Origin of the sequence: Roseicella sp. DB1501, from assembly GCF_013112485.1 — a bacterium.
Classification (GTDB): domain Bacteria; phylum Pseudomonadota; class Alphaproteobacteria; order Acetobacterales; family Acetobacteraceae; genus Paracraurococcus.
Map to the genome: position 1 here is coordinate 338667 of NZ_JABFHG010000007.1, position 22447 is coordinate 361113.

General features: G+C 73.4%; 21 protein-coding genes. 7 read left to right on the forward strand and 14 right to left on the reverse strand.

Features of this window, described 5'->3' with window-relative positions; translation table 11 throughout:
- Nucleotides 1–7 precede the first annotated feature (7 nt).
- Genes acsF through bchF form a run of 12 tightly spaced genes read right to left on the reverse strand, consistent with a single transcriptional unit; the run spans nucleotide 8 to nucleotide 13275 of the window.
- Nucleotides 8–1087 (reverse strand): magnesium-protoporphyrin IX monomethyl ester (oxidative) cyclase, encoded by a 1080-nt coding sequence (gene acsF, locus HJG45_RS16345; protein WP_171613152.1) that lies wholly within the window; start codon nucleotides 1085–1087, stop codon nucleotides 8–10.
- The gene (locus tag HJG45_RS16350) at nucleotides 1084–1386 is read right to left on the reverse strand and encodes a hypothetical protein (protein WP_171613153.1); all 303 of its coding nucleotides are present in this window, start codon (nucleotides 1384–1386) and stop codon (nucleotides 1084–1086) included. Before HJG45_RS16350 ends, acsF begins: the two co-directional genes overlap by 4 nt.
- Entirely contained in the window at nucleotides 1383–1835 is a 453-nt protein-coding gene (gene puhC, locus HJG45_RS16355; protein ID WP_171613154.1) for a photosynthetic complex assembly protein PuhC, read from the reverse strand. The genes HJG45_RS16350 and puhC overlap by 4 nt, the downstream gene beginning before the upstream one ends.
- A 15-nt stretch (nucleotides 1836–1850) precedes the next feature.
- Nucleotides 1851–2501 (reverse strand): photosynthetic complex putative assembly protein PuhB, encoded by a 651-nt coding sequence (gene puhB / locus HJG45_RS16360; protein WP_171613155.1) that lies wholly within the window; start codon nucleotides 2499–2501, stop codon nucleotides 1851–1853.
- Nucleotides 2498–3283: a photosynthetic reaction center subunit H gene (gene puhA / locus HJG45_RS16365; RefSeq protein ID WP_171613156.1), complete on the reverse strand. Its 786-nt coding sequence runs from the start codon at nucleotides 3281–3283 to the stop codon at nucleotides 2498–2500. The genes puhB and puhA overlap by 4 nt, the downstream gene beginning before the upstream one ends.
- Nucleotides 3284–3306: 23 nt before the next feature.
- Nucleotides 3307–4734, reverse strand: a complete 1428-nt coding sequence (locus HJG45_RS16370) for an MFS transporter (RefSeq protein WP_171613157.1) — start codon at nucleotides 4732–4734, stop codon at nucleotides 3307–3309.
- The gene (gene bchM / locus HJG45_RS16375; RefSeq protein WP_171613158.1) at nucleotides 4731–5429 is read right to left on the reverse strand and encodes a magnesium protoporphyrin IX methyltransferase; all 699 of its coding nucleotides are present in this window, start codon (nucleotides 5427–5429) and stop codon (nucleotides 4731–4733) included. Before bchM ends, HJG45_RS16370 begins: the two co-directional genes overlap by 4 nt.
- Nucleotide 5430: 1 nt before the next feature.
- Complete coding sequence (gene bchL, locus HJG45_RS16380) at nucleotides 5431–6315, reverse strand: ferredoxin:protochlorophyllide reductase (ATP-dependent) iron-sulfur ATP-binding protein (RefSeq protein WP_217362951.1); 885 nt, start codon at nucleotides 6313–6315, stop codon at nucleotides 5431–5433.
- 17 nt (nucleotides 6316–6332) lie between these two features.
- Entirely contained in the window at nucleotides 6333–9929 is a 3597-nt protein-coding gene (locus HJG45_RS16385; protein WP_171613160.1) for a magnesium chelatase subunit H, read from the reverse strand.
- On the reverse strand, nucleotides 9904–11415 hold the full coding sequence (gene bchB, locus HJG45_RS16390) for a ferredoxin:protochlorophyllide reductase (ATP-dependent) subunit B (protein WP_171613161.1): 1512 nt from the start codon (nucleotides 11413–11415) through the stop codon (nucleotides 9904–9906). The genes HJG45_RS16385 and bchB overlap by 26 nt, the downstream gene beginning before the upstream one ends.
- Nucleotides 11416–11419: 4 nt before the next feature.
- The gene (locus HJG45_RS16395; RefSeq protein WP_171613162.1) at nucleotides 11420–12700 is read right to left on the reverse strand and encodes a ferredoxin:protochlorophyllide reductase (ATP-dependent) subunit N; all 1281 of its coding nucleotides are present in this window, start codon (nucleotides 12698–12700) and stop codon (nucleotides 11420–11422) included.
- Nucleotides 12697–13275: a 2-vinyl bacteriochlorophyllide hydratase gene (gene bchF, locus HJG45_RS16400; RefSeq protein ID WP_171613163.1), complete on the reverse strand. Its 579-nt coding sequence runs from the start codon at nucleotides 13273–13275 to the stop codon at nucleotides 12697–12699. Before bchF ends, HJG45_RS16395 begins: the two co-directional genes overlap by 4 nt.
- A 309-nt stretch (nucleotides 13276–13584) precedes the next feature.
- Between bchF and HJG45_RS16405 the strand changes: the two genes are divergently transcribed.
- The 6 genes from HJG45_RS16405 to hemC all read left to right on the forward strand — a co-directional run bounded on the left by HJG45_RS16405 (nucleotide 13585) and on the right by hemC (nucleotide 20620).
- Nucleotides 13585–14499 carry a B12-binding domain-containing protein gene (locus HJG45_RS16405; protein WP_171613164.1) on the forward strand — a complete coding sequence of 305 codons (915 nt, stop codon included), beginning with the start codon at nucleotides 13585–13587 and terminating at the stop codon, nucleotides 14497–14499.
- Between the two features lie 62 nt (nucleotides 14500–14561).
- Nucleotides 14562–15998, forward strand: a complete 1437-nt coding sequence (gene ppsR, locus HJG45_RS16410) for a transcriptional regulator PpsR (RefSeq protein WP_368040615.1) — start codon at nucleotides 14562–14564, stop codon at nucleotides 15996–15998.
- 9 nt (nucleotides 15999–16007) lie between these two features.
- Nucleotides 16008–16916 (forward strand): chlorophyll synthase ChlG, encoded by a 909-nt coding sequence (gene chlG / locus HJG45_RS16415; RefSeq protein ID WP_171613166.1) that lies wholly within the window; start codon nucleotides 16008–16010, stop codon nucleotides 16914–16916.
- A 4-nt stretch (nucleotides 16917–16920) separates the two neighbouring features.
- Nucleotides 16921–18267 (forward strand): BCD family MFS transporter, encoded by a 1347-nt coding sequence (locus HJG45_RS16420; protein ID WP_368040616.1) that lies wholly within the window; start codon nucleotides 16921–16923, stop codon nucleotides 18265–18267.
- Entirely contained in the window at nucleotides 18264–19541 is a 1278-nt protein-coding gene (locus tag HJG45_RS16425) for a geranylgeranyl diphosphate reductase (RefSeq protein WP_171613167.1), read from the forward strand. Before HJG45_RS16420 ends, HJG45_RS16425 begins: the two co-directional genes overlap by 4 nt.
- A 77-nt stretch (nucleotides 19542–19618) precedes the next feature.
- Nucleotides 19619–20620 (forward strand): hydroxymethylbilane synthase, encoded by a 1002-nt coding sequence (gene hemC / locus HJG45_RS16430; protein ID WP_254452577.1) that lies wholly within the window; start codon nucleotides 19619–19621, stop codon nucleotides 20618–20620.
- A 38-nt stretch (nucleotides 20621–20658) separates the two neighbouring features.
- On the opposite strand, the gene HJG45_RS16435 is transcribed toward hemC, so the two are convergent.
- A complete protein-coding gene (locus tag HJG45_RS16435) occupies nucleotides 20659–20940 on the reverse strand; it encodes a hypothetical protein (RefSeq protein WP_217362942.1) in 282 nt (93 codons plus the stop codon).
- Between the two features lie 4 nt (nucleotides 20941–20944).
- Nucleotides 20945–21466: a TspO/MBR family protein gene (locus HJG45_RS16440; RefSeq protein WP_217362943.1), complete on the reverse strand. Its 522-nt coding sequence runs from the start codon at nucleotides 21464–21466 to the stop codon at nucleotides 20945–20947.
- Between the two features lie 166 nt (nucleotides 21467–21632).
- On the opposite strand from HJG45_RS16440, the gene HJG45_RS16445 reads away from it, so the two are divergent.
- Nucleotides 21633–22286, forward strand: coding sequence for a hypothetical protein (locus tag HJG45_RS16445; protein ID WP_171613168.1), 654 nt, complete (start codon nucleotides 21633–21635; stop codon nucleotides 22284–22286).
- Nucleotides 22287–22447 lie beyond the last annotated feature (161 nt).

Sequence of the window (22447 nt, forward strand, 5' to 3'; positions counted from 1 at the left end):
CCCTCTCCTACCAGGCCGGCGCCAGGCGCACCTGGTCGGGCAGGGCGTGCCGGCGCGGCCGCAGCAGGTAGAGCCGCGCGAAGCTCGCCGCCGCCGCCGCCCCGAGGCCGAGGCGCCGCAGCCGGCCGCCGAGCCCGCCGGCGGCGCGGGCCGCCGCCATGCCCTCGCCGATCCGGCGCAGCCGCTCCAGACCGGCGAGGAAGGCCGGGTTGTCGATGTCGAGCGTGTCGGGGAAGACCTGGCGGCAGACCTCCTCGGTGATGCGGAAGACCTGCATGTCGTATTCGGTGGGCGTCATGCCCAGCGCCTTGTGGAATTCCGGCCGGGCATGGTCGCGCACATACATGGTGGCGAAGACGGCGAGCTGGAAGAAGCGGCACCACAGGCGGTTGCGGCCGCGCAGCAGCGCGGGGTTCGCGCGCATCAGCAGGGCGAAGGCCTCGCCATGCCGGAACTCGTCGTTGCACCACTTCTCGAACCACAGGAAGATCGGGTGGAAGCGCAGCTCCGGATGCCGCTCGAACTGCCGGAAGATGGTGATGTAGCGGGCGTAGCCGATCTTCTCGCTGAGATAGGTGGCGTAGAAGATGAACTTGGGCGTGAAGTAGTGGTACTTCTTCGCGCGGGTGAGGAAGCCGAGATCCACGCCCACGCCGATATCCTTCAGCGTGTCGTTGATGAAGCCGGCATGGCGGGATTCGTCGCGCGCCATGAAGCCGAACAGCGCCTGCATGTCGGGGTTGCGCACGCGCTTCCTGATCTCGGCATAGAGCACGCAGCCGGAGAATTCGGCGGTAACGGAGCTGACCAGGAAATCCAGCAGCTCCTTCTGCAGGCCCTCCGGCAGATCCGCCATGCGGAAGGCGTCGAAGGCCTCGGTCCGGGTGAAGTGGCCGCGGTTCGGATCGGCGCGGAACTCCGCCATCAGCGAATCCCAGTCGGCGCGGATCGAATCGACGCTGATGCGGTCCAGCGCAGCGAAATCCGTGGTGTAGAAGCGCGGCGAAAGCACCGTATCGGTGGTGGCGCTGCGGGTGGTCTCGTTCAGCGGCGCCGCGGCGCGGGCGCCATGGGTGACGGCGTTCATGCGGCCTCCTCCGCCTCGAAGCCCACGTGATAAAGCTCGGCGAGTTCGAGGATCGCGGCGAAGCGGGTCCAGGCGCGCTCCAGCGGCCCCGCGCGCAGCACGGTCGCCCGCGTCTCGAACCGGGCGCTCTCGCCGAAGCCGACATGGCCGGGCGCGCCATGCACCAGCACGCGGTCGCCCGGCCGCAGCTCCACACCCTCGGGGATGGCATAGGCATGCAGGCTATCGGCGCTGCGCTCGATCTCGACGGTGCAGGGCACCTCGAAGCGGCGGCCGGGGCCCGACAGGCGACCGATCATGGCTGCATCTCCCGCGCGGTGAGGAATTGGGCAAAGGCCTCGGCATTGGTCTGGCCATAGGCATGCAATTCGAGGACGCGGCCCGTCATACTGTCCTCGAAGGTCAGGCGCCCGTCGCGCCAGGCGGCCAGGGTGAAGGGCGCCGCCGCGTCGCCGCCATCCAGCCGGCGCTCGCGCACCAGGCCGCGCAGGCCGCCGCGCAGGAAGCCGCCCTCGCCCGGCCCGAAGCGCGCCAGGGTGGCGCCGGTCGCGGCATCCATCACCGCGATCGCGCCCTGCGGCAGATCGGCGAAGCGGAGGCTCCGCATCGCCAGCGGCGGCCCGGCCTCCGGCTGCGGCGAGGCCGTGCCGCCCGAGAGCGCGACCGCCGCCAGCACCGTGGTCAGCAGCAGGGCGATCCCGATGCCGGGGATCCGGTCGGCGAGATGGGCGGCGAGGCTGCGGTGCATGGCGTGTCCTCCCCGTCAGGCCGCCGCGGCGCCGGTGGCGCCGACCGGCGCCGGCGCCACCGCCGGCCGCACCCGCCCCGGGACCGGCAGCGCCGCATGCATGGCCAGCGCCCGCGCCAGGATGCGGCCCGCCGCCTCGGCATCCGGCAGGGCGCGCAGCACCGGCTGCGGCTGGGCCAGGCGGAAGCCGCGGAGATGCGGCCAGAGGCCGACATAGGAGGCGCGGTGCGGCGGCAGCAGCGCGAGGCGGATGTCGCCGCCGCCACGCCAGGGCCGCAGCCCGGCGTCGCGGATGCTGGCGAAGGGGATGTTCACCGTCGTCGGCAGCGCGACGCCGACCCGCAGCACCAGGCGCCGGTTGGTGATGGTGTAGAGCGTGGTCCGCGCCGCCAGGATGGCGAAGCCGGTCACCAGCCCCAGCGCGGCGGCGCCGAGGGCCAGCGGCCAGGCCATGGCCGCCGCCGCGGCGCCGGGCGAGGCGCCCTCCTGCAGCGCGACGGCCGCGCCCCAGGCGGCGATGGCGGCGAAATAAGCGGCCAGCCAGCCCAGGCGGAAGGTGTGGAAGGCCAGCCCGGTCCAGCCCGGCGCGCCTTGCCAGAGCACGGTCTCGCCGGCCGGCAGCGCCTCCGGCAGGCCGATGACCGGCTCGTGCTCATGCTCCCTCACAGCAGCGGCCCCAGGCGCTGCGGCGTGGCGTAGAGATGGCCGCTGGCGAAATAGGCGGTGATCCGGTCTTCCTCGCGCAGCGTGATCTCCTCCGCCCGCTGCGGCACCGGCGCCGCGAGGAGCTGCGCGGCGGTGACCGAGCTCACCTTGATCCTGCGGCGCGCGGGATCGATCCGCAGCAGCATCATGGGCACCAGCACATGCCGGCCGCCCGGCGCCGTCTCCACCTCGAGGAAGCGGACGAAGGTCTCGGACCGGTCCACCCAGACATCCGCCACGGTGCCCGTGGCGATCCCATCGGCGGCGATCACCGTCATGCCGCGAGGATCGGGGTCCTCCGCCGCCAGGAAATAGCCGGCGGCGGCACGCAGCGGCACGATCTTCGGCAGCTGCTCGTCGAAGGTCACGTCCGGCACGTCCAGACGCTCCGCATAGGAGGCGGGCCCCACGCCGTCCTGCATCGGGTCGCCGAGCGGCTGCATCGGCGCGCCGGGAAAGCCGGCCGCCGGGGCGAGAAGCCCGGTGAGGTCGCGCTCCTGCCGCACGAACTCGCTCGGCCGCGGGTCATGCGCCAGCAGATACGTCTTGGGCGGCGGGACGGGCGGCCAGCCCTGCACCACGACGCGGCCGCCGGACCTGTCGGTGCGGTCGGAATCGAGGGGATAGCCCTCCCGCTTGTCCTCGCGGCGGAGATAGATGACCAGCCCGAGGAAGAAGAGGAAGAAGGTGTAGAGCGCGAGCGCCGCGACATCGACGCTGTTGGTGGGAGCTGCGCTTGGCATCCGGAACCTCCGCTCTGCGGTTTCTAGCCGGCGTGATGGGCGGCTTGCGCCGTCGGTGACGTCCGATGCCCCGCCGCCACAGGCCGGACGAGCGGCCCGATGACGGCGAGGGTGAGAAAGAGCAGCGCGATCTCGATCAGGTAGACCACGCCATAGCCGGTGGCCGGGACTGCCAGCGCCTCGCCCAGCGCGCCGCGTCCCGCCAGCGATGCCACCGCGTCGCGCAGCAGCCCGCCGGCGGCGATGGCGGTGCCCGCGGCGGTCGCCTGCACCGCGCTCCAGGCGCCGAGGGCGAGGCCGATCTGCCCCGCGGGCGCCATGCGCATGCAGGCGGTGAGCGTGGCATGCGCGAAGATGCCGGCGCCGAGGCCGATCAGCCCGACGCCGAGGGCGAAGACCGGGATCGACTCCATGGGCGCCGCCAGCGTCACCGTCGCAAAGGCCGCGATGCCGATGAGCGCCCCGAGCGCCGCCTGCCGCTGCGCATCGGCGCCCCGGTCCAGCGCCCGCATGGCGAGGCCGAACCCGGTCATCCCGCCCGCCGCCAGCAGCGCCGTCAGCGCCGTGGTGGCGCCGACGCCGAGCCGGAGCACCTGCCCGCCATAGGGCTCGAGAAGGATGTCCTGCATGCCGAAGCCGGCCGTGCCGATGCCGGCGGCGAGGAGCCGGCGGCCCCAGGGCCCCTCGCGTCGCAGCGCCCGCCAGGAGTCGCGGAAGCCGGGCCGCGCCGCCGCGCGCGCCGTGCGGCCCGGATCGCGCGCCTCCTGCTTCCAGAGCGCGACGCCGTTCAGCGCCATGGTCAGCACCGCGGCGCCCTGGATCGCCTGGATCAGCCGGATCTGGCTGAACTCGGCCAGCACCAGGCCGAAGCCGAGGCCGGCCACCAGCATGCCGAGGAGCAGCATGACGGAGAGCAGCGCCACCACCTTCGGCTGCGCGGCGGGCGGCGCGAGATCCGTTGCGAGGGCGAGCCCCACGGTCTGCACCGTGTGCAGCCCGGCGCCGACCAGGAGAAAGGCGAGCGCCGCCGCCGCCTCGCCGATCCAGGCCGGCCCTTCGGTATCGCCGGAGAGCAGGATCAGCGCGAAGGGCATGATCGCCAGCCCGCCGAATTGCAGCAACGTGCCGAACCAGAGATAGGGAACCCGGCGCCAGCCCAGCGCTGAGCGGTGCGTGTCGGAGCGGAAGCCGATGAAGGCGCGGAGCGGCGCGAAGACGAGCGGCAGGGACACCATGACCGCGACCAGGCCGGCGGGCACAGCGAGCTCGACGATCATGACGCGGTTCAGGGTGCCGATCAGCAGCACCGCGCAGACGCCGACCGAGACCTGGAACAGCGAGAGCCGCAGCAGCCGCGCCATGGGCAGCTCCGCCGATGCCGCGTCGGCGAAGGGGAGCAGCCCGGGGCTCAGCCGGATCCAGGCGCGGGCGGCGCTGCGGGCGCTGATCATGGGCGGCGCAGCTCCATGGCCTGGGAAATGTAGAAGCCGCGGGCGACGCGCTGGCTGCGCGCCGGGCGCCAGCCGGCAAGGCCCGGCTCCCGCGCCATCAACCGCCGCAGCGCCGCCTCGCTCACCGGCTCGACCGCCGGGGCGCGGTCGCCGCGCGGGAAGAGCCGCCCCACCGCATGCATCGCCGCCAGCGCCGGCGTGCGCGGCGCGAAGGTGAAGAGCACCGAATGCTCCGCGCGCGCCGCAAGCCCGGCCAGCGCCCGCACCATGTCCGGCGCGCGGTAATGGATCAGGCTGTCCATGGCCACCGCATGGGCGAAGCGGCCGCTGCCCTGGTCCAGCATGTCGCCGACATGGAACTGGACCTGACCTGGCGCGGTCACGGTGCCGCGTTCCCGTGCCAGGCCGATGAGGGTCGGCGACAGGTCGACCGCGACCACCGCCGCGCCGCGCCGCGCCGCCGCCACCGCGAGCGCGCCGGTGCCGCAGCCGGCATCGAGCAGGCGGGCGCCGTGCAGGCTCTCGGGCAGCCAGCCGAGCAGCAGGGACCGCATCTCCTCCCGCCCGGCGCGCACCGTGGCGCGAATGCGGCCGAGCGGGGCGTCCGAGGTGAGCCGCGCCCAGGCCTCCGCCGCGGTGCGGTCGAAATAGGTGCGGAGCTCGCCGCGCCGCTCCGCATAGCTCGCCGTCGGCATCTCAGTCGAACCCCAGAAGGTCGAAAATTTCGCGGTCCTTCAGCGGCAGCGCCTCGATCGGTGCCACGCCGGCCCAGAGGCTCGCCGCCAGGCGCAGGTATTCGGCGCGCGCCATCTCGACCTCCGGGCTGTCCTCCATCTCGAACAGCGTCGCCTTCTTCAGGCGGGAACGGCGGATGGCGTCGAGATCGGGGAAATGCGCCAGCATGCGCAGGCCGGTGGCATCGTTGTAGCGGTCGATCTGGTCCGTCCCGGCGCTGCGGTTGGCGATGACGCCGCCCAGCCGCACGCCGTAATTCTTCGCCTTGGCGCCGATCGCGGCGACGATCCGGTTCATCGCGAAGATCGAATCGAAATCGTTGGCCGCGACGATCAGCCCGCGGTCGGCATGCAGCAGCGGGGCGGCGAAGCCACCGCAGACGACATCGCCCAGCACATCGAAGATGACGACATCCGTCTCCTCGAGGAGGTGGTGCTCCTTCAGCAGCTTCACCGTCTGGCCGACCACGTAGCCGCCGCAGCCGGTGCCGGCCGGCGGCCCGCCGGCCTCGACGCAGAGCACGCCGCCATAGCCCTCGAAGACGAAATCCTCGGCCCGCAGCTCCTCGGCGTGGAAGTCCACCGCCTCCAGCGCGTCGATGACGGTCGGAGCCAGGCGCTTGGTCAGGGTGAAGGTGCTGTCGTGCTTCGGGTCGCAGCCGATCTGCAGCACCCGCTGGCCGAGCCGGGTGAAGGCGACCGAGAGGTTGGAGGAGGTGGTGCTCTTGCCGATGCCGCCCTTGCCGTAGACGGCGAAGACCTTGGCGCCCTCGATCCGCGAGGCGGCATCCATATGCACCTGGACGCTGCCGTCGCCATCGCCCCGGCGGGGCGCGGCGCCGGGCATGGGCCTGAACACAACGGTCATGCTGCACCTTCCACGGCCACGCCCTCGATCCTGTCCTCGAGTTCCTCGCCGGCCCGGCGCAGCCGGTCCAGCATCTCCTGGTCCGGCGACCAGTAGCGGCGCTGCTGCGCCTCGATCAGCCGGTTGGCGATGCGCGCCGAGGCGGTCGGGTTGAGCTCCGCCATGCGCTCGCGCATCACCGGGTCGAGCATGAAGGTCTGCGCCAGGTGGTGGTACACCCAGGGCGCGACCTGCCCGGTGGTCGCCGACCAGCCGACGGTGTTCGTCACATGCGCCTCGATCTGGCGCACGCCCTCATGGCCATGCTGCAGCAGGGGCTCGTACCAGCGCGGGTTCAGGGCGCGGGTGCGGGTCTCCAGCGCCACCTGCTCGGCCAGGCTGCGCACCCGCCCCTCGCCGCGCGTCTGGTCGCCGACATAGACCGGCACCGGCCCGGCGCCGCGCGCCCGCTGCACCGCCCGGCTGATGCCGCCCAGCGTGTCGAAATAGTGGTCGACGGTGGTGACGCCGAGCTCGACGCTGTCGAGATTCTGATAGGCAACCTCGACGGTCTCCAGCACCTGCCGCAGCACCGCGTCCCGGCGCATCGGCCGCCCGTCCACGCCATAGGCGAAGCCCTTGCGACGGAGATAGGCCTCGGCCAGCTCGTCCTCCGCCTCCCAGGCGCCATGGTCGACCAGATGGTTGACATTGGCGCCATAGGCGCCCTCGGCATTGCCGAAGACCCGCAGCGCCGCCTGTTCCAGCGTGCCGCCATGCACGGCCTGGCAGGCGAGGGCGTGGCAGCGGATCGGGTTCATCGCCGGCGGCTCCTCCGCCGCGCCGGCGGCGAGCAGCGCCGCCTCGGCCAGCAGCCGCGTCTGCATGGGCAGCAGGTCGCGGAAGATGCCGGAGAGCGTCATCACCACATCGACGCGGGCGCGGCCCAGCCGCTCCAGCGGCACCAGCCGCGCCCCGGTGAGGCGGCCGTAGCTGTCATGCCGCGGCTCCGCCCCCATCAGCCACAGCGCCTGGGCGATGGGGCCGCCCTCGGTCTTCAGGTTGTCGGTGCCCCAGAGCACCATCGCCACCGTCTCGGGCAGCCTGCCGCCGGCTTCCGCGCGGTGGCGGGCGAGCAACCGCTCCGCCTGCTGGGCGCCGTCCTGCAGGGCGAAGGCGCTCGGGATGTGGAAGGGGTCGAAGCCGTGCAGGTTGCGGCCCGTCGGCAGCACCGCCGGGGAGCGCAGCAGGTCGCCGCCCGGTGCCGGCCGCAGATAGGCGCCATCCAGAGCCCGCAGGATCGCGGGCGTCTCATGGTCGACGGCCAGCAGGGCCTCCAGCTCGGCGCGCTGCGCCGGCTCGGTGATGCCGGCGGCGTCGAGCAGCTCCCCCCGCTGCGCCGGCGTCGGCGGCACGCCGATCACGTGCAGGCCGTGCGGGATCAGGGCGTATTCCAGCTCCAGCAGCGCGGTGCCGAGCCGGGCGATCTCGGCCTCCGGATCGCTCCAGGCCGGCTCGGCCCTGGCGAGGTCCACCGCCGCCGCCTGGGCCTGCAGCATGGCCGCCAGCCCGCCGCGCTCCTCCCCGGGGGCGAGCGCGCGCCAGCGGCCGAGCGCCAGCTTCAGGTCGAGGAGGCCGCGATAGAGCCCGGCCTGCGCGACCGGCGGCGTCAGGTAGCTGATCAGGGTCGCCCCGGCGCGCCGCTTCGCCAGCGTGCCCTCGGACGGGTTGTTGGAGGCGTAGAGATAGAAGTTCGGCAGCTCGCCGATCAGCCGGTCCGGCCAGCAGGCGGCGGAGAGGCCGGCCTGCTTGCCCGGCATGAATTCCAGCGCGCCATGGGTGCCGAAATGCAGCACCGCATGGGCGCCGAACTCCTCGCGGATCCAGCGGTAGAAGGCGGCGAAGGCGTGGGTCGGCGCGAAGCTCCGCTCGAAGAGCAGGCGCATCGGGTCGCCCTCATAGCCGAAGGCGGGCTGCACGCCGACGAAGACATTGCCGAACTCGGCGCCGAGCACGAGCAGGCCGCCGCCATCGCTCTGGTGCCGTCCCGGCGCCGGCCCCCACTGCTGCTCGATCTCCGGCAGCCAGCGTTCCCGCCGCACATGCGCATCCACCGGGATGCGGGCCGCGACATTGGCCGGCATGCCGAAGCGGGCGGCATTGCCGCCGAGGACGCGCTCGCGCAGCGCCTCGACGGTCGCCGGCACCTCCACCGCATAGCCGGCGGCGGCCAGGGCGCCGAGGGTGCGATGCAGCGATTCGAAGACCGACAGATAGGCGGCGGTACCCGTCGCGCCGGCATTGGGCGGGAAGTTGAACAGCACGATCGCCAGGCGCCGGCTGTCCCGCGCGCTGCGGCGCAGCGCCACCAGCCGCGCCACGCGGGCGGCCAGCGTCGCCGCCCGCTCCGCATGCACCGCCATGGCGCAGCCGCCCTCGCCCGCGCCGCCGGCGCGGCCGCCGAAGGTCATGGGCCAGGTGGCGCCGTCGAGCTCGGGGATGGCCACCATCATCGTGGCTTCCACCGGGGTGAGGCCGCGGGAATCGGCCTCCCACTGCTCCAGCGTCTGGAACTCCAGCGGATGCGCCGCGACATAGGGCACGCCGAGCGCGGCGAGCGCCTCCTCGGCGGCCCGGGCATCGTTGTAGGCGGGGCCGCCGACGAGCGAGAAGCCGGTGAGCGACACGACGGCATCGACGAGGGCCCGCCCGTCGCGCTGGAAGAAGCGCTGCATCGCCGGGCGCGCATCCAGCCCGCTGGCGAAGGCCGGGATCACCCGCAACCTCCGCGCCTCGAAGGCGGCGATGGCGCCATCGTAATGCGCGGCATTCCCGGCCAGGACATAGGAGCGCATGAGCAGCAGGCCGACCGTGCCGGCCTCGCCACCCTGCGGCAGCGCCTCGATCGATTCCGTGATCCGGCCTGCCAGACGCGGGTGATAGAGGCCGGTCTCCGGGTAGCGCACCGGCGGCGCGACGCCGAGGCCGCGGACAAGCTCGGCCCGCGGCCCGGCCGCGTAACTGCGCGCCAGCAGCCGCACCAGGCCGGCCAGGTTGTCCTCCGATCCCGCCAGCCAGTATTGCAGGGCCAGCAGGTAGACGCGCAGGTCCTGCGCCTTACCGGGGATGAAGCGCAGCAGCCTCGGCAGCTCGCGCAGCATCCGCATCTGGCCCTGGCCGCTGGAGGCGCCGCCCGGCCGGCCGCCGCGCAATCGCTTCAGCAGGGCCAGCGGTCCGCGCGCCTCGCCGGCCATGCTGAAGCGGCCGAGGCGGGTCAGCCGCATCACCTCGCCGGCGGACATGATGCAGAGCATGGCGTCGCACTGCTCGCGCCGCGCCGCGAGGGCGGGGAGCACGGCCTGGATATGGTCCTCGAGGAACAGCATGGCGGCGATGACGATGTCGGCGCGGCCGATATCGCCGATGCAGCGCTCCAGCGCCGCCGCGTCGCCGCACCAGGTATCGGCGGCGTGCAACGCCAGCTCCAGCCCGCGGACCTCGCCGCGGAGCATGGCCCGCGCCCGCGCCGCCGCGCCGGCGAGGTGGCTGTCCATGGTGACGATGACGACGCGCAAGGGCGTCGCCACGTCACCGTGCGAAATGCGCCTTGGCATCGTAGAGGGTCTCGACCGTTATGGTGGCGACGCCCCGCTCGCGGGCGAAGCGCTCGGTGTTGCGGCGTGCCTTGCCGCGGACGAAGAAGGGGATCTTCAGCAGCTCGCGCTCCGCCTCCACCGCCCAGGCGGCGAGATCCGGCGCCGGCGCCGCAGCCGCGTGGCCGAGATGCGAGGGCGGCGCCGCGTCGTGGAACTCCGTGTCCTCGCGGAACATGGCGAGCAGATGCTCCTCCAGCCCCATCATCAGCGGGTGCACCCAGCTGTCGAACAGGACGTTGGCGCCCTCATGCCCCATTTGCGGCGAGTGCCGGGCCGGGAAGTCCTGCACATGCACCGGCGCCGAGATCACCGTGCAGGGGATGCCGAGGCGCTTGGCGATGTGCCGCTCCATCTGCGTGCCGAGGATCAGCTCGGGCTGCAGCTCGGCGATCCGCGCCTCCACCTCCAGGTAGTCGTCGGTCACCAGCGGCTCGACGCCGTATTGCGCGGCGGCGGCCCGCACCTCGCGGGCGAATTCGCGGCTGTAGCTGCCGAGGCCGACCAGCTCGAAGCCGAGCTCCTCCGTCGCCACGCGGGCCGCGGCGATCGCATGGGTCGCGTCGCCGAAGACGAAGACCCGCTTGCCGGTGAGGTAGGTGGAATCGACGGAGCGCGAGTACCACGGCAGGCGCGAGGCATCGGCCGCCGGCGCCGGCGGAGCAAGCCCCGCGAGACGCCCCGCCTCGGCCAGGAAGTCGCGCGTGGCGCCGACCCCGATCGGCACCACGCGCAGCGCGGGCTGGCCGAAGCTGCGCTCCAGCCACCGCGCCGCCGGCTCGGCGACTTCCGGGTACAGCACCACGTTGAAATCCGCCTCCGGCAGGCGGGCGAGATCGGCCGGCGTGGCGCCGAGCGGCGCGACGACATGCACGGCGATGCCGAGGCCGGCGAGCAGCGACCGCACCTCCTGCAGGTCGTCGCGGTGGCGGAAGCCGAGCGCGGTCGGGCCGAGCAGGTTGCAGCGGGGCGGCGCGCCGGCCGGGCGCGGCGGCCTCGGCCCGGGCGGGCCGGCGCAGGCGCGGACGAGCTGGTAGAAGGTCTCCGCGGCGCCCCAATTCTCCCGCCGCTGATAGGCCGGCAGCTCGAGCGGAATGACCGGCACCGGCAGGCCCATCCGGCGGGCCAGGCCGCCGGGATCGTCCTGGATCAGCTCGGCGGTGCAGGAGGCGCCGACCAGCAGGGCCTGCGGCCGGTGGCGCTCGCAGGCCTCGTGCAGGGCGGCGCGGAGCAGGGCCGCCGTGTCGCCGCCGAGGTCGCGCGCCTCGAAGGTGGTGTAGGTCACGGGCGGCCGCTCGCCGCGCCGCTCGATCATGGTGAAGAGCAGGTCGGCATAGGTGTCGCCCTGCGGCGCGTGCAGCACGTAGTGCACGCCCTGCATCGCGGTGGCGACGCGCATCGCCCCGATATGCGGCGGCCCTTCGTAGGTCCAGACGGCGAGGCGCATGGCGCTACACCGCCAGCCGGTCGCGCCGCACCAGCGGCCGGGCGAAGAGGCCGGCCAGGTCGGCCGCCTGCTCGTAGCCCTGGATCGGCGTGAAGACGAGCTCGATCGACCATTTGGTCGTCAGCCCCTCGGCCTCCAGCGGATTGGCGAGGCCGAGGCCGCAGACCGTCAGGTCCGGGCGCGCCGCCCGGCAGCGGTCGAGCTGCCGCTCCAGGTGCTGTCCCTCGCTCAGCGGCGTGCCGGCGGGAAGCAGCGCCAGCTCCTCGGCCAGATGCTCGCGGTGGAGATAGGGCGTGCCGACCTCGAGCGGCACCATGCCGAGCTCGCGCGAGAGGAAGCGCGCCAGCGGCACCTCCAGCTGCGAGTCGGGGAAGAAGAAGAGGCGCTTGCCGGCCAGCCCGTCGCGGAGGCGGAGCAGCCCCTCCCGGGCGCGCCGCTCCGCCATCGCCGTGACTTCGCGGAAGCGCGCCGCCCCGATGCCCCAGGCCTCGGCCGCCGCGCGCAGCCAGAGCGTCGTGCCCTCGGCGCCAAGAGGGAAGGGCGCGGGGATGCGGCGGGCGCCGCGCGCCTCCAGCGCCCGCGCGGTCTCGCCGAGGAAGGGCTGCGCCAGCAGGAAGCGGGTCTGCGGCCCAATCGGAGCCAGGTCCCGCGCGCGGCGCGGCGGCAGGAAGTGCAGCGGGCCGATGCCGAGCGCCGTGAGCAGGCGCCGCAGCTGATCCTCCACCACCTCGGCCAGGGCCCCGACGACCAGCAGGGAGCGGTCCGTCGCCGCCGGCATCTCCGGCACCAGCGCCGCGAGGCAGGCATCCTCGCCCTGGGTGAAGGTGGTCTCGATGCCGCTGCCGGAGTAGTGCAGCACCCGCACCGCCGGCAGCAGCCGCCGCGACAGCCGCGCCGCGGCGCGCGCGAGATCGAGCTTGATCACCTCGGAGGGGCAGGAGCCGACCAGGAACAGCAGGCGGATCTCGGGGCGGCGCGCCACCAGCTGCCCCACCACCCGGTCCAGCTCCTCATTCGCATCGGCGAGGCCGGCGAGGTCACGCTCCTCGATGATGGCCGTGGCGAAGCGCGGCTCGGCGAAGATCATCACGCCGGCGGCGGATTGCAGCAGATGCGCGCAGGTGCGGCTGCCGACGACGAGGAAGAAGGCGTCCTGGACCTTGCGGTGCAGCCACACGATGCTGGTCAGGCCGCAGAACACCTCGCGCTGCCCGCGCTCGCGCAGCACCGGCGGCCTGGCGGTGCCCGCCTCCGCCCCCGTTGGCAGGGCGCCCGCGCCGCTCATCCGGCATAGCCCGCGGCGGCGGCGCCGTGGGGCTTCAGGCCAGCGCCCTCGCGCCGCGCCGCGCGGAGCTTCAGCAGGAACTGCGCGGCGTTGAAAACATAGGCGGCATAGGCGGCAAGGGCCAGCAACAGCTGCGACCGCGGATCGCCGAAGCCGAGGAGGAGCGCCGCCAGATAGGCGGTGTGCAGCGCCAGCACCAGGATGCTGAACACGTCCTCCCAGAAGAAGGCCTGGGCGAAGAGCCAGCGGTCGAAGACCGCCTTCTCCCAGATCGAGCCGGTGACCATGATGGTGTAGAGCACGAGCGTCTTCAGCACGACCGATGCGGCCGCGGCGGCGGCGCCCTCGCCGGTCAGCAGCGTGCGCAGCACCAGGCCGAGGCTGACGAGGAAGACGAGGAATTGCAGCGGTGCGAGCACGCCCTGCACCAGCGTCCAGGGCGAGGCGTCGCGCCGCATCCTCTCCTCGGCCGTGTAGAGCGCGGCGCTGCGCGGCCTCGCCCGTCCGGCGGTGGCGCCCCACGGGCAGGCATGCGTGCTGTCGATCAGGCGGTCCAGGACGCCGAGCGTAAGCATTGCTTGACAAACCCTCCCTCGCGGGCGTCGGCTGGCCGAGATGCTTGGCAAGGGGGCTGGCATTCCTTGGAACGGGAAGCGGCGTGGACCGATGCCGTTACTGTCTGCCAGGGTTTCCGCTGCCGACCTCCTTGCCCACGGCAGAAGGCTAGGACTGCCGCATCCCAGGTGTCAATCTAGATTGACGTAAATGCAGATTGACAATCGCGGCGGCAGCGGGGGAAAAAGACGACAAGGGAGGGACTGATGGTGGAAAAGCCGATGGTCGCCTCATCAGGGCGACCAGGCGAGGATCGCGCGATCAGGGACATGCCATGGCCGATTGCCGGCCTCCCGGCGGCGAAGCTCGCACCCACCCGGCCCATCCTGCTCCAGGCGCTGCCGCTGACCTGCTCTCCGGCACTGACGCCGCCCGGCGCCGCCGAGGAGCTGCGGGCCCTGCTCGCCACGGCGGTGCGGGCCGAGGTCGTGCCTCGCCTCCTGCTCCGCCAGGGCGTCAGGACCAACCGGACGGCGAAGCTGGATGATCCCGAGGAGGAGGACGGCGCCGTTCCCGGGCCGGAGGATGTGGTGGCCCTCGTCGCCTTGGTCATGACCAGCGACGCGGCGACCGCCCTCTGCTTCGTCGAAACGCTGCGCCTGCAGGGCGTGACGCTCGAACGCCTGCATCTCGAGCTGCTCGCGCCCGCCGCCCGCCGCCTCGGCCAGCTCTGGGTCGAGGATCTCTGCAGCTTCGCCGACGTCACCCTCGGCCTCGGCCGGCTGCAGCAGGTGCTGCGGCAGCTGAGCCCGGCCTTCGTTGCGCCGGCGAGGCGGCACGACCTGCGGCGCCGGGCGGCCCTGCTGCCGCTGCCCGGGGAGCAGCACAGCTTCGGCCTCACCATGGTGGCCGAGTTCTTCCTCCGCGCCGGCTGGGAGGTCTGGAGCGAGCCGGCGCCGAGCGAGGATGCGTTGATCGAGCTCGTCACCGGGCAGTGGTTCGCGGTGCTCGGTCTCTCGGTGAGCTGCGATAGCGGGATCGACCACCTGCCGAAGTTGATCCATAGGGTCCGACGCAGCTCACGCAACGAGGCGATCGGCATCATGGTAGGCGGCAGGGTCTTCAACGAGAATCCCGGACTGGCGGCGCAGGTTGGCGCCGATGCCACGGCCCGGGATGGCCGTCAGGCGGCCTTGCAGGCGGAGACCCTGCTGGCGCTGCTGGCCGATCGGACCATCAGATAATGAAGAAAAGCAAGGGGGGGAAAACCCGGATCTCACTGGCGAACACAAGGATCACCGTCCCCGTGACGTCATTCAAGGCTCCCAGCCTATCGCTCGGCAATCTCGATACGGATGCCACCGCCTCGGTGATCGCGGCCGCCTCGGACATCACGATCATCCTGACATCCGATGGTGTCATCCATGACCTCGCCATCAACAGCGAGGAGCTTGGGCACGACCTCTCCGCCGGGGAGAGCTGGCTGGGGCGGCCCTGGATCGAGACCGTCACCGTGGAAAGCCGGCCCAAGGCCGAGGAGCTGCTGAGCGACGCGGTCGCCGGCCGTGCGCCACGCTGGCGGCACCTCAACCAGCTCGCGCCATCCGTCGGCTCGGTGCCGATCCTATGCGCCGCCGTGCGCCTCGGCACGGCCGACCGGGTCGTGGTCTTCGGCCGGGACCTGCGGCCGATCTCCAGCCTGCAGCAACGGCTCGTCGAGGCCCAGCAATCCGTGGAGCGCGACTATGCCCGCCTGCGCCAGGCGGAGACCCGCTATCGCCTCCTGTTCCAGATCTCGCCGGAACCGATCCTGGTGGTGGATGCGCCAAGCGGCCGCGTGCTGGAGATGAACCCGGCGGCCGCGATGTTCTTCGGCAAGACGGCGAAGCGCCTCATGGGTCGCTCCTTCGTCGAGGCCTTCGCGTCGGAGGGCCAGGACAGCGTCCGGCTGCTGCTCGCCGCGGTCCGCGCCGGCGGCCGCGCGGACGAGACCGTCGCCCCGCTCGAGGCGGATGGGCGGGAGGTCAACATCGCGGTGTCCCTGCTGCGCCAGGACGAGGGCACAACCTTCCTGGTCCGCCTGTCGCCGGCCCGCGCCGATGCCGCTGCCCTCGCCCTGCCGCGGCCGAAGTCGAAGCTGCTCGAGGCGGTGGAGGGTGCGCCGGACGCCTTCGTCGTGACCGACCACGAGGGCCGCATCCTCACCACCAACGCCGCCTTCCTGGAAGCGGCGCAGCTGGCCTCCGAGGATCAGGCCCTGGGCGAGCCGCTCGATCGCTGGCTCGGCCGCCAGGGCGTCGAGATGGAGGTGCTGACGGGGGCGCTCCGGCAGCGCGGCTCGATCCGGCTCTTCGCGACGACGCTGCGCGGCGAGCATGGCGGCACCACCGAGGTCGAGGTCTCCGCCGTGTCGGTGACGGAGGCCGGCGGGCGCGACTGCTTCGGCTTCGCCATCCGCGATGTCGGCATGCGTCTCGCCACCGGGTCGGGCCGGGCGGAGCCGCTGCGCTCGGTCGGCCAGATCACGGAGCTCATCGGCCGCGTTCCGCTCAAGGATCTCGTGCGGGAGGCGACCGACGTGATCGAACGGCTCTGCATCGAGGCCGCGCTGCAGCTCACCGGCGACAACCGCGCCTCCGCCGCCGAATTGCTCGGCCTGAGCCGGCAGAGCCTCTACGTCAAGCTGCGCCGCTACGGCCTCGGCGATCTTGGGGCCGAGGCGAACCAGATCGAGGACAGCTAGGAGACCGGCATGGCCCAGCCTGCTCTCGCCGCCGCATTGCCGCGATCGCATCCCCGCCCGGGCGACGTGCTGGAGCTGCTGAAGCCGCTCACCTGGTTTCCCCCCGTCTGGGCCTTCGGCTGCGGCGCCGTCGCCTCGGGCCTGGTGCTGGCGCGCTGGCCATCGGCGCTGCTCGGCCTGCTGCTCGTCGGCCCGCTGGTCTGCGGCATGAGCCAGGCGGTGAACGACTGGTTCGACCGGCATGTCGATGCGGTGAACGAGCCCGACCGGCCGATCCCCTCGGGACGCATACCGGGCCGCTACGGGCTTGGCATCGCGATCGGCTGGACGGCGCTGTCGCTGGTCGTCGGCGCGCTGCTGGGGACCTGGGGCTTCGCGGCGACGCTGCTCGGCGTGGCGCTGGCCTGGGCCTACAGCGCACCGCCGCTGCGGCTGAAGCGCAATGGCTGGCTGGGCAATGCCGCCTGCGCCCTCTGCTACGAGACCCTGCCCTGGATCACCGCCGCCGCCGTGCTGTCCGGCCAGGCGCCGGCGCCGCGGCTGGTCCTGGTCGCGCTGCTCTACGGGGCGGGCGCGCATGGCATCATGACGCTGAACGACTTCAAATCCGTCGAGGGCGACAGGCGCTTCGGCATCCGCTCGCTGCCGGTGCAGCTCGGCCCGGCCCTGGCCGGCCGCGTGGCCTGCCTCGCCATGGCCCTGCCGCAGCTTATCGTGGCGGCGCTGCTGCTGCGCTGGGGCGCCACCTGGCAGGCGGCGGCGGTGGCGGCGCTGCTGCTCGGCCAGCTCGGGCTGATGCTGCGGCTGCTGCGCGACCCGCGCCGGTTGGCGCCCTGGTACGGCGCGACCGGCGTCTCGCTCTACGTGCTCGGCATGCTGGCCAGCGCGCTCGCGCTGCGCCCCGATCCAGCAGGCTGAGGCCGTGGCGCCCGCCCGGATGCCGCAGGCGCCCGCCGGGCTGGGCTGGGCCGGCATCCTGCGGCTGGGCCTGGTGCAGACGGCGCTCGGTTCGGTCGTCGTGCTGACGACCTCGACCATCAACCGGGTCATGATCGTCGAGCTCGCCCTGCCGGCGCTGCTGCCCGGCCTGCTGGTCGGGCTGCATTACGGCGTGCAGGTGCTGCGTCCCCTGATGGGGCATGGCTCGGATATCGGCGGCCGGCGGACGCCCTGGATCATCGGCGGCATGGCGGCGCTCGCGCTCGGCGGCATCGGCGCGGCGGGCGCCGTGGTGCTGATGGCGGCCGGCGCGCTGCTGCTCGGCATCCTCGCCGCGCTGGTCGCCTTCCTGCTGATCGGCGCCGGGGTCTCGGCCGCCGGCACCGCGCTGCTGGTCCTGCTCACGGCGCGCGTGGCGCCGGCCCGGCGGGCGGCGGCGGCCTCCATCGTCTGGATCATGATGATCGCGGGCTTCGTCCTGTCCACGGCGCTGGCCGGCCGGCTGCTCGACCCCTATTCGCCGGCGCGGCTGCTGGCGGTCTCCGCCGGCCTCTGCGGCCTGGCCTTCCTGCTGGTCCTGGTGGCGCTCCGCGGCATGGAGCCGGTCGCCGCACTCTCCCCTGGCCCCTCCCCCGCGCCTTCCCCCGCACCGCTGCCCTTCCGCGCCGCCCTGGCGGAGGTCTGGACGGAGCCGGTGACGCGGCGCTTCACCCTGTTCGTCTTCGTCTCCATGCTCGCCTACAGCGCCCAGGACCTGATGCTGGAACCCTTCGCGGGCCAGGTCTTCGGGCTGACGCTGGGCGAGTCGACCCGCCTTGCCTCCCTGCAGCATGGCGGCGTGCTGGCGGGCATGGCGCTGGTCGCCCTGGCCGGCGGCGCCGTGCGGTCGCTGCGCGCGCTGCAGGCCTGGAGCGTGGCGGGCTGCGTCGCCTCGGCCGCCGGCATGGCCCTGTTGGCGCTGTCCGGGCTGGCGGGCGGCGACTGGCCGCTCGGTCTCTCCTTCGTCGGGCTCGGCCTGGCGAACGGCGCCTTCGCCGCGGCGGCCATCGCCTCGATGATGCAGCTCGCGGCGCACGGGCGGCGCGAGGGCTTGCGCATTGGCCTCTGGGGCGCGGCGCAGGCGATCGCCTTCGGCCTGGGCGGGCTGGCGAGCACCGCCGCGCTCGACCTGGCGCGGCCCCTGCTCGGCGCGGCGCCCGCCGCCTATGGCGCGGTGTTCCTCGGCAACGCCCTGCTGTTCCTCGGCGCCGCCTCCCTGGCCGCGAGCATGATGCGGACGGGACGCGGCGCCGTGACCCTACGGGCAAGCACATGGGAGCGGGACGCATGAGGGATGGGTTGAAGTCGCGGGAGGCTTCCGCCCCCGCCGCGGCGCCGGACCGCGCGATCCCGCGCGACGCCGCCAATCCCGAAGCCTCCTCGGGCATCGAGAGTTTCGATGCCGTCGTGGTCGGCGGCGGTCCGGCCGGAGCGACCGCGGCGGCCGAGCTCGCCCGCTCCGGGCATGCGGTGCTGCTGCTCGACCGCATGGGCCGCATCAAGCCCTGCGGCGGTGCCGTGCCGCCGCGGCTGATGGCGGATTTCGCGGTGCCGGAGAGCCTGCTGGTTGCCCGGATCGCCGGCGCCCGCATTGTCGCGCCCTCGGCCCGCAGCGTGGACATGCCGGTCGGCGAGGGCTTCGTCGGCATGGTGGACCGCGAGACCTTCGATGAATGGCTGCGCGACCGCGCCGCGCGCTGCGGCGCCGAGCGGCGCGCCGGCAGCTTCCTGCGGCTCGAGCCGGCGCCGGAGGGCGGCTCCCTGGTCTGGTATCGCCCGAAGGACGGCACGGCGGAGCGCTGCCTCCGGGCGCGGGTGGTGGTCGGCGCCGACGGCGCGCGCTCGGCGGTGGCGCGGCAATGCCTGCCCGGGGCGAGCGTGCCCTGCGTCTATGCCTATCACGAGATCGTCCGCTCGCCCGCGCCCGGTACCAGCGCCTATGACGGTACGCGCTGCGACGTGCATTACGATGGCAGCCTCTCGCCCGATTTCTATGCCTGGATCTTCCCGCACGGGGAGACGGCGAGCATCGGCACCGGCTCCATGCAGAAGGGCTTCGGCATGCGCGCCGCGATCGGCGAGCTGCGTCGCAAGGCGGGGCTGGAGGGCGTGGAGACGCTGCGGCGCGAGGGCGCCCCGATCCCGCTGCGGCCGCTGCGGCGCTGGGATGACGGCCGCGGCGTGGTGCTCGCGGGCGATGCCGCGGGCGTGGTCGCCCCGGCCTCGGGCGAGGGCATCTACTACGCCATGCTCGGCGGCCGGCTGGCGGCGGATGCCGCGCACGGCTTCCTGCTGAGCGGCGACGCCCGCACGCTCCGCCGCGCCCGGCGGCGCTTCATGCGGCTGCATGGCGGCGTCTTCTGGATTCTCGGCATCATGCAGCACTACTGGTACCGCGACGATGGGCGGCGCGAACGCTTCGTCTCCATCTGCCGCGACCGGGACGTGCAGCAGCTCACCTGGGACGCCTACATGAACAAGGAGCTGGTGAAGGCGCGCCCCCTGGCGCATGCCCGCATCTTCTTCAAGAACCTCGCGCACCTGACCGGGCTGGCGCGGGCATGACCGGGCTGCGCCACCTCGAGGCCGAGGTCGCCCTGCATGGCGCGGTGCCGATGCCGGGCCTGGGCGCGCGCGAGGGGATGTCCCTGCCCCTGCCCCTCCCCCCTCCGCCCTTCCGTCCGCCGCCGCTGCGCATCGGCACCCGCGCCTCGCCGCTGGCGCTGTGGCAGGCGCGGCATTTCATGGCGCTGATCTCCGGCTTCTGCCCGCTGTTGCGCATCGGCGCGGTGTTCGAGGAATGCGCGCTCTCCACCTCCGGCGACCAGATCCAGGACCGTCGCCTGGCCGATATCGGCGGCAAGGGACTCTTCGCCAAGGAATTGCACGAGGCCCTGCTCGACCGCCGCGTCGATCTCGTCGTGCACAGCCTGAAGGACCTGGAGACGGAGCTGCCGCCGGGCATCGTGCTGGCCTGCGCGCTGAAGCGGGAGGATGCGCGCGATGCGCTGATCCTCGGCCCCGCCTGCGGCCGGCCGGACGGGGCGGGCGGCGATCCGGCGGATCCCTGGCATCTCATCCCGCGCGGCGCGGTGGTGGGCACCGCCTCCTCCCGCCGGCAGGGGCAGTTGCTGCATGCCCGCCCGGACCTGCGGGTGCAGATGCTGCGCGGCAACGTGCAGACGCGGCTGGCCCGGGTGCGGGCGGGCGGCGATCCGGCGGCCTCGCTGCTGGCCCTGGCCGGGCTGCGCCGGCTGGGGCTGGAGGCCGAGGCGGGGCTCGTGCTGGACCCGGAGGTGATGGTGCCGGCGGCCGGCCAGGGCATCGTGGCCGTCACCGTGCGGGCGGAGGACGAGGAATTGCGCGCCCTCCTCGCCGCCATCGAGGACCCCGAGGCGCTGGCGGTCGCCACGGCCGAGCGCGCCTTGCTGGCTGCGCTCGACGGCTCCTGCCGCACGCCGATCGGCGGCCATGCGCGACTGCTGCCGGATGGCGGCCTGCGCCTCACCGGGCTGGTGGCGCGGCCGGACGGGTCCTTCCTGCTGCGCCGCGTCGCGGAGGGACGGGCGGCGGATGCCGCCGCCATCGGCCGGTCGCTGGGCGCCGCGCTGCGCCGCGACTCGCCGATCGACCTGTTCGGCTGAGCGATGCGCGCCCCGGCCGACACGCAGCGCAATCCGCTTCAGCGCGGCGCGGCGCGGCGCCAGCGCAGACCGAGATCGGCCAGATGCGCCAGCAGCGCCAGGATCAGCGGCAGGGCGATCCACTGCCAGGCGGCGCCGACCAGGGCCGCGCGCAAGGCCAGGAGCAGGCCGGCGCCGGCCAGCAGGAAGGCCAGCAGCTCCGCCGGCGCGAGGCCGCCGCCGCGGCTGCGGCGCAGGGCCAGCAGGGCGAGGGCTTCGAGCAGCATCAGGCCGAGGGCGAGATCGACCACGCGCCCACTCGAGAAGAGGGCCTGCATCATGCGGTCAGCCCACCGGATTCAGCCGCAGGATCGCCCAGTTCAGCGCCAGCGCGAAGCTGACCCAGGCGAGATAGGGTGCGAGCAGCCAGCCGGCCGTCCGGTCGTGCCGGCCCGAGGCGAGGAGCAGGACCAGCACGGAAGCCCAGAGGAACGCCCCTTCGAAGAGCGCCCAGTCCGGCCGCTGCAGCGTGAAGAACAGCACGCTCCAGAGGATGTTGAGGGCGCCGTTCACGGCGTACGAAGCGAGGAGCCGATGCTTCGCCCCGGGGCTTGGCGCGGCCCGCCAGGCGCGCAGGCCGGCCAGCGCCGTCAGCGTGAAGATCAGCGTCCAGGCAGGCCCGAACACCCAATCCGGCGGCTGCCAGTCGGGGCGGCGGAGCTGGCGGTACCAATCGCCGAGATTGGTGGCCAGGCCGCCGAGCACCGCCACGCCGAGGGCGGCCGCGGCAGCGACGAGGATGGGCCGCCAGCCCAGCCCAGGCTGCCTTTCCTGCCCTGCCGATGCGGGTCCCGGATGCTCGGTCAAGGTGCGTCCTGCTGCGGCGGCACCGGTCTGCGGCGGATCGCCCGCCGCGGGCCGTGCGGGCTCCTACCAGACCTGGCGCGGTCTGGCGAGCGCGGGCGGCATCCATCCACCATGGCGCGGCACGGGCGGCCCCCCCCGGCCCTCATCCTGCGCATCGGAGGTAGTCATGACCCAGGCTGATCGGCTCTATCGCTGGAACCGTTGGTACGACCGGATCCCGGATGCGTGGCGCTTCCAGGTCGTCGTCTGGGCCCTGATCGTCGTCGGCGCCCTGAACATGCTGCTGACGATTTCCGTCGGCTTTCCGTTCGGCCTGCTGCTGCTCCTGGCCATCGCCGCGATGGCGGCGATCCGGGTGCCGCAGACCTTCGGCTGGCTCCAGGCCGGGGAGGCCGAGGCCGCCGGAGCGGGCGCCAGGATGGAGATCACCGCCCCGGACTGGGTGCTGCGCGTGAATCGCTGGTATGACGACCTCCCCGAGCGGTTCCGCCCCTTCGTCCTGCTCGCGGCCCTGGCCGTTCCGGGCGCCATCAACATGATGCTGACGATCGCGGGCGGCTTCCCCTTCGGCCTGCTCTTCCTGCTCGCGGTCCTGGTGCTGCTCGCCATCCGCGCGCCCTATGCCGCCGGCTGGATCAGGCAGCCGGAGGCCGCGGCGCCGGGCACGCTCTACGTCGCGCCGCCCGCGGCGAAGATCGAAGGCGGCTCTCCTCCGCTGGCCTCCCTGGACCCGCCCCAGGCGGCCGAGGCGCGCCTGCCGCCCGCCTCGTCCCCGGAAGATGAGCCGCGGACGGACCGCCCGCCGCAAGGCGCGCCTTGATCACGCCGCAGTTGGAGGCCAGCGGCCCGGCCGTTGTTCTCCCTGCTGGGCGTGGCCTGCACCGCTTTGCCAATCCTGGCCGGTTCCTGCGGCTGGCGGGGCGGTTGCAGCCCTGGCTGACGGGGGCGGCGCTGCTGGTGCTGGCGGTTGGGCTGCCCTGG